Annotated in this window: 6 protein-coding genes; 4 read left to right on the top strand and 2 right to left on the bottom strand. The window is 36.2% G+C overall.

What is annotated here, in order from left to right; translation table 11 throughout:
* Together AC22ZQ_RS11240 and AC22ZQ_RS11235 are read left to right on the top strand one after the other, a co-directional pair.
* The coding region (locus AC22ZQ_RS11240; RefSeq protein WP_318958866.1) for a polysaccharide biosynthesis C-terminal domain-containing protein at positions 1-1,148 on the top strand (1,148 nt) is incomplete at its 5' end.
* A 3-nt stretch (positions 1,149-1,151) separates the two neighbouring features.
* Complete coding sequence (locus tag AC22ZQ_RS11235; protein WP_318958865.1) at positions 1,152-2,261, top strand: glycosyltransferase; 1,110 nt, start codon at positions 1,152-1,154, stop codon at positions 2,259-2,261.
* 10 nt (positions 2,262-2,271) lie between these two features.
* Here the strand turns inward: AC22ZQ_RS11235 and AC22ZQ_RS11230 are convergent, their stop codons facing one another.
* Together AC22ZQ_RS11230 and AC22ZQ_RS11225 are read right to left on the bottom strand one after the other, a co-directional pair.
* Complete coding sequence (locus tag AC22ZQ_RS11230) at positions 2,272-2,904, bottom strand: ribonuclease H family protein (RefSeq protein WP_318958864.1); 633 nt, start codon at positions 2,902-2,904, stop codon at positions 2,272-2,274.
* A gap of 43 nt (positions 2,905-2,947) precedes the next feature.
* Positions 2,948-3,955, bottom strand: coding sequence for a hypothetical protein (locus tag AC22ZQ_RS11225; RefSeq protein WP_318958863.1), 1,008 nt, complete (start codon positions 3,953-3,955; stop codon positions 2,948-2,950).
* A 230-nt stretch (positions 3,956-4,185) separates the two neighbouring features.
* Here AC22ZQ_RS11225 and htpG point away from each other — a divergent pair, with 230 nt between their 5' ends.
* The gene (gene htpG, locus AC22ZQ_RS11220; protein ID WP_318958862.1) at positions 4,186-6,075 is read left to right on the top strand and encodes a molecular chaperone HtpG; all 1,890 of its coding nucleotides are present in this window, start codon (positions 4,186-4,188) and stop codon (positions 6,073-6,075) included.
* 39 nt (positions 6,076-6,114) lie between these two features.
* A complete protein-coding gene (locus AC22ZQ_RS11215; RefSeq protein ID WP_318958861.1) occupies positions 6,115-6,954 on the top strand; it encodes a TerB family tellurite resistance protein in 840 nt (279 codons plus the stop codon).
* Positions 6,955-7,107 lie beyond the last annotated feature (153 nt).

The raw sequence follows: 7,107 nt of genomic DNA, 5'->3' as shown, positions 1-7,107 counted from the left end.
TTAGTAAGTATAACGGGGATTGGACAAGTAACCTCTCCCTCCTACTTACCATCCCCTTCTTTGTTCTATTCAACACACTTTTTCAGTTACTTTGCTCTTATCTCATCATTAGCTATAAATCTGCCCAGGTGTTCTTTTTAAGAGAATTCTTATTGCGTTTAATTCAAACAGCCTCTATAGGTATCTACCTTCTATTTGACTTGAGCTTTGTAGATTTTGTTTATCTCTATGTATTGAGTTATTTAATTGTACTCCTCTTTGCTTTCTTTAATTTGATCAGAAGTAAAGTTTTTGCCTTAAAAGATCTCTTTGCTTTCAAACGTGGAATGCCGATTAAGGAATATCTCCAATATGGGTTTTACACGATAGTTGCAGGATTTAGTTCTTCATTTGTTAGCAACATAGATATTCTTATGATTGGAGCTTTATTGGCCAGTGGTGAGGTGGAATCTGGTAAGTATAAAACGGCTATTTATTTAACAACCTTGGTCTCAATTCCCTTGCGTCCTTTGTTCCAAATCATGTACTCTATGGTGAGTAATTGGTGGAAACAGAACAAGAATAAGGAAATTGAAAAGATGTACCAACAAAGTGCTCAGTACGGGATATTGGTGAGCAGTATTTTACTTTCTCTTCTTCTGATTAATATCAATTGGTTAGAAGGTTTGGTCTTTAAAAACCTAAAAGATTCATTTTGGATAATTTTGTTCTTTGGGATGGGTCAGTTTATAGTAAATGCAACCGGTATAAATGGGTTAATCATTAACTTATCTAAATACTATAAAGTCACTACCTACAGCATTTTCGTGCTAGCGGTGCTCAACTTTGGTTTAAATTATAGTTTCATTCAATGGTTCGGTGTTGCTGGTGCAGCTCTCGCCACAGGAATTAGTTTATCGGTAATCAATATCTTTAAATTGATCTTTGTATCGCATAAATTAAAATTGAAAGTAATCACCAAAGCACTCCGTCAGATTCTATTGGTTAGTTTATTGGGACTGGCTTTAATCAGCGTATTACAGTATACTGTACATATTACTTGGCAAATGAGTATTTTCTTAAATCTATTAGCGCTAGGTATTATTCTCATTTACGTCAAAAGATCCGGTCTAATCGCCAAGTTGAAAGTATTAACTCAAAAGAAGTAAAGTATGAAAGTTCTTTTTACAAGTCACTGGTATCCCAATGCGAAAAGTAAAAACGGTGCTTTTATTGCTAAGCATTTTGAACTCATCCAAGAACACTTCGAGGTAGATTTAATTACCGTTAACATACACTCGGGCAAAGAGATTTTTAAGAAGGAAGTACACCAAATAGAGCCTTTCCATACAGAGATTGAAATTAGTTCAAGGTTCTGGAAGTTTATTTATCTCTTTTACTTTCTTCAAAAACTGTTGGTATGGAAAACGGTCCTCCAAACAATAAAAAACAAGAAATACGATATAATCCATGCGAATGTAACACATCCAAATGGTGTGATGGCAGAATACCTATCTTCACAAACGAACACCCCCTACCTTATCAGTGAGCATCACTCCCAATTCAAGCGTTATTTCCATTCGATGATTACCCGCAGGGCTTATAGAAAAGCCTTGGAAAAAGCACAATACATTCTTCCGGTTTCTAAACAGCTTCAAGAAATCATCTCAGAACTGGTTCCTACTACCCCCCAAGAAGTAGTACCCAATGTTATTTCAAAAAAGAATTTCTTTCCTCACCCCCCGCAAAACAATAAACAACCCACTGCCATTGCTATAGGTACTTGGAATGATAGCAAATACAACACCAAGCTTCCCAAACTAATGGTTGAAGCTTTGAATTCTTATGCAGAAAAGCATCAGCAAAACATTCAATTGATACATTGTGGATATTGCACTATAAAAGAAGAACTACTGGCACTTTGTGGTACCTTTTTAACAATAGATTTTAAAGGACTTCAAGATCCTGCAGCCATAAACGCTTTCCTCAACCAAAGTGATTTTTTTATGCACGGCACACGGTCAGAAACCTTTTGTGTAGTAAGTGTTGAGGCACAAATGGCGGGAAGACCTATTTTGATTTCTAACATCGACCCCATCCCAGAGGTAACTATTCCGGAAGGTAGAGTATTGGTTGAGAACAAACTTGAAGCATGGGTAAAAGGAATTGAAACTATCCTAAAAAGTGAATATAGTCCTGAAGAAATAAGTCAGGCCGCTAATGCGCTTCACTCCCCACAAATTATCATAGATAAATTAAAAAAAGTTTATCCAAAAGCTTAAGACGCAGTATTTACTTTCTCCCAAAATCTGCAGGTATTTCTCCCCAGACTTTGGTTTCCCATTTACGAATTTCTGTAGAGTATTGATTGGTGCGTAGCCAATGCTCAGCTCGTGCAATTAATTGATGTAGTTGTTGATTTTTCTCTGTTTTCGCCAACTTGGTTTTACAGGTCTTTTGTTTGATCCAAGAGATTGCAATTTTTGAATCTGAATAAATGGGCATGGTACTCCCCTTTTGCTTTAACAAAGCTAAACCGTGTACAAGTGCCAAGAATTCTCCAACGTTATTTGTACCGTCTAGATAAGGACCCTTTATAAAAAGCTGCTCTCCTGTTTTTGTATATACTCCCCTGTACTCCATTTTACCAGGATTACCAGCACAGGCAGCATCCACACAGATAGAGTTTAATTCAATACCTTGTTTAACCATGTCTTCGCGAGAGATGGTAGCACCTGACTTCTTTCCTTTCACCTCTTCATAGCTTCCAGCAAAGGCGTGTTCCGCTTCATCCTTGGTTAAAAAGCTTTTGTACTTGGCATTGGTATATCCTTCAATCTGAAGTTTACAATCTGCCCAAGAAGTATAAATCCCGGGTTCATGTCCCTCCCAAACCACATAGTATTTTTGCTTTTTCCTTGCCATAGATGCGACTAAGATAAGAAGGAAAAGAATTTGGTGAAGAAAATTAAACTTTAACTTTCCACAGCTTGATGTAACTATCTTCCTTGTGTTCTCTTGCCAAGTAATAGAGATAGCCATCTTTTATTTTAATTTGTTGAGGAAAGGTATGTTTATGAATGTGGGTAAGCTTACCACCTTCTTTAAAATCATTGCCCAAGTCTTGAACCATTATCAATCCTCCATCCAATAACTTCGCGTAAAACACATCGCCATTTTCTGCTTGAATAATATGATCTGCCCAACTTTCTTTATGGTGATAAATGATATCAAATATTTCTTGACTTTCAAAGGAGCTCCCTTTGATACCAATGTTTTCTTTGTGATTTAATATGACGTAACCTGTATCTATGTTGAAAAATGGAACATAAGCCTCTTTCGATAGAACCATATGATTAAAATTAATCCCCATAGCTGATAAGTTATTTATGTTTGCCGCCCACTCTCGTTCATGTCTGATTTGGTCTTCCAGCAAACTGTAATAGTTCTCCATATCATTGGACATATAAAGTAGGTTATTAACATCATTCACCGTATCAAACTCTATAAACATATGCGTTTGATTTTTATTCAAAAAAGTTTCATAAACCAAGCCTTTATCGGTTGTTCCAACACAATTGGACAGGAGCGATAAAAATTTATCCTTTTGCATGGGATATAAAAATTCAACTTCATGTTCATGGAAATAGATTTGATAGGCAGAATCTGAAGTAAATAAATGATGGTACCCCATACAATCTGTATAAAACCCCTCTGGTTTTTGATCAAGTGTGGTACGTCTTAATTCTTCGAATTTGGCATTTACTCTTCTTAATACATACACTAACTTTATTTTAGATAAAAGCACGATATCATCACCATCGAATAAATAATCCAAGACGTATTCATCCTCAAGCGTAGGTAATTTTACTTGCTGAAAGGCACTGATATCCACCCCCTCTAATTCTTGAATGGTATCTTCTTGTGCAAAAGGTAAGAAGGGAATAAATAGACAAATGAGTAGTAGCTTTTTCATAACGACATATTTAACTACCTAAAATACTCAGCTTCAGCCTGAAAAACAATACAAAAAATTACATTTCGTGAGAAGTTTATACATATCTAAACTTTATCATCTGACAAATTTCACCTGTTACTTTCTACAATTTGTCGCATTACACTTTATAAAACCGTCAATTTGTCAGCAGAACTCCACTGGCATAAAGATTGACTTACAGGAGCCAAACACAACGCAAATTAATATATATGAAAACGGGTAATATTAATGTACAAACGGAAAACATATTTCCGATCATTAAAAAGTTCTTGTATTCTGACCACGAGATATTCTTAAGAGAGTTAGTATCGAACGCAGTTGATGCCTCTCAAAAATTAAAATTCTTTGCCAACAATGGTGAGTACACCGGTGAAATGGGTGACTTACAAGTTGAGGTAATTTTAGACGAAGCAGCTAAAACTTTAACCATTAAAGACAATGGTATTGGTATGACAGCTGAGGAGATTGATAAATACATCAATCAAATTGCCTTCTCTGGAGCCGAAGAATTCGTTCAAAAATACGAAGGTAAAGAAGGTGCAGAAAACATTATCGGACACTTCGGTTTAGGGTTCTACTCTGCCTTTATGGTTGCTGATAAAGTTCAAATAAGAACATTAGCGCGTTACGAAGGTGCACAAGCAGTTCAATGGGAATCTAACGGAGATCCTCAGTACACGATTACTGAAATTGACAAAGCAGACAGAGGAACAGAAATCGTTCTTCACATTTCTGAAGAGTCTAAAGAATTTTTAGAAAAAACCAGAATCCAAGGTATACTTGACAAATACTGTAAATTCTTACCAATTCCAGTAATTTTTGGTACGAAAACAGAAACAAAGGACGATCCTTCTGGAGAAAAAGATGAAAACGATAAGGTAAAACAAATTAGTGTTGAAGTACCAAATCAAGTAAACAATCCTGCTCCTGCTTGGACAAAGAAACCAGCTGATTTAACAGATGAAGACTATGGTACTTTCTACCGTGAATTGTACCCAATGAGCTTTGACCAGCCTTTGTTCCACATTCACTTAAACGTAGACTACCCGTTCAATTTAACAGGTATTCTTTACTTCCCTAAGATTAAGGAAAACGTAGAAGTACAACGTAACAAAATTAACTTGTACTCTAACCAAGTATTTATTACGGACAGTGTTGAGGAAATCGTTCCTGAATTCTTAACCTTATTACACGGGGTTATCGATTCACCAGATATTCCATTAAACGTTTCTCGTTCTTACTTACAGAGTGATAGCAATGTGAAGAAAATCTCTTCTCACATCACCAAAAAAGTAGCGGATAAGTTACGTGAGATGTTCAACAAAGACAGAGAAGATTTCGAAAGCAAATACGAAGATTTACGCATCTTTATTGAGTACGGAACCTTGTCTGATGAGAAATTTGCTGACAAAGCGAAAGCTTTCTCTATGGTAAAAACAACAGAAGATAAATACTTTACAATTGAAGAATTCAAAGAAAAGGTAAAAGATCTTCAAACTGATAAAGACGGTAAAACAGTTTTCTTATACACCAACAATAAAGACGAGCAATACAGCTTTGTACAAGCTGCGAAAGACAGAGGTTACGAAGTATTAGAGTTAGACGGTCCATTGGTTTCGCACTGGATTTCTAACATCGAAAGCAAGTTCGAGAATGTAAGCTTTGCACGTGTAGATGCTGATACTTTAGACAAGTTAATTGCAAAAGGAGATGATATTCCTTCTAAACTTTCTAAAGAGGACGAAGAAGCCTTAAAACCGGTGTTTGAAGGTGTTGTAGACAGTGAAAAATACAAAGTACAATTCGAAAGCATGTCTGAAACAGACGCTCCAGTTGTATTGACACAACCAGAATTCATCCGAAGAATGATGGAGCAACAGAAATACGGAGGTGCTGGATTTATGGGTGCTTTCCCTGAAACTTACAACATGGTAATTAACAGCAATCACCCTAAGATTTCTGACATTTTGGGAGAAGCTGATAGTTCAGTAAAAGAAAACAAAGCCAAACAATTGGCAGACCTTGCTTTATTAGCACAAGGCTTACTAAAGGGAGAGAAATTAAACGACTTCGTAAAACGAAGTGTAGAATTAATATAACACACGAAAGGGACGTTTCGGCGTCCCTTTTTTTATACTATGGGAACAGGATATTATAAATTCATTTTTGCAGCATTAGGTTTTTTATTTTTTGGATACAGCATAGGTTGGGCGATATTTGGATTCTTCATTGGAGCCATCGCTGATGTTTACCCAGTTCTAAAAAAGCAACTCAACGCCTTTCAAAATGGCGACTTTCAAGGTGCTTTTAACAGAGCTGGTGCTGGAGCAAGTACTGGCGGGGGAAGCTATGGAAATCCGCAAGACATCTTTAACTATTACCAAAGACAAAGTCAGCAATACGATTTCCCAACCATGTTAATTGCCTTATCAGCAGCAGTAATGAAAGCAGATGGTAAAGTATTGAAAGTAGAGTTGAACTATGTAAAAAAATTCTTTTCCAGACAATTTGGAAACCAATTCAATACAACTCATTTACAAACCTTAAAGCAATTTTTAGATACCCCTTCAATTCCTATAGATGAAATCTGCAGAGACGTTAACATGCGTATGCAGCCTGCCATGCGCACACAATTGATCCACTACCTTTTCGGAATTGCTCAAGCAGATGGCAGTGTAAGCAAAGCAGAAAGTGATTTAATCAACCGTATTTCTCGCTTATTAGGCGTAGGAACGAGTGATTATACCTCTGTGAAAAACATGTTCCAAAGAGATACAGACAGCGATTATAAAATTTTAGGAATTACCAAGGCTGCAACGGACGATGAAATAAAGAAAGCCTACCGTAAAATGGCCATCAAGTTCCACCCGGATAAAGTGGCCCAAATGGGAGATGAATATCAAAAAGGCGCCAAAGAGAAATTCCAACAAATCAATGATGCCTACGAAGCCATTAAAAAAGCAAGAGGTATAAAATAGAAGATTTTAGTTTTAGCAGGAAAAGCACAACTCAAAAGGGTTGTGCTTTTTTGATATGAATCCATATTGCATTAAAAGAGAATAATTATTTTAGCGATCAACTTAAAATAGTAAATACCTAAATAAAAAACATGAAACAATTAATTACACTAC

Source organism: Lishizhenia sp., assembly GCF_057456495.1.
Note: the sequence above shows the minus strand (reverse complement) of the source record. Positions and strands in the feature narration are given on the sequence as shown.

Bases quoted from the DNA above. Each gene is read 5' to 3' on its own strand.
- AC22ZQ_RS11230 (WP_318958864.1), bottom strand. From the start codon at position 2,904: ATGGCAAGGAAAAAGCAAAAATACTATGTGGTTTGGGAGGGACATGAA.
- AC22ZQ_RS11225 (WP_318958863.1), bottom strand. From the start codon at position 3,955: ATGAAAAAGCTACTACTCATTTGTCTATTTATTCCCTTCTTACCTTTT.
- htpG (WP_318958862.1), top strand. From the start codon at position 4,186: ATGAAAACGGGTAATATTAATGTACAAACGGAAAACATATTTCCGATC.
- AC22ZQ_RS11215 (WP_318958861.1), top strand. From the start codon at position 6,115: ATGGGAACAGGATATTATAAATTCATTTTTGCAGCATTAGGTTTTTTA.
- AC22ZQ_RS11235 (WP_318958865.1), top strand. From the start codon at position 1,152: ATGAAAGTTCTTTTTACAAGTCACTGGTATCCCAATGCGAAAAGTAAA.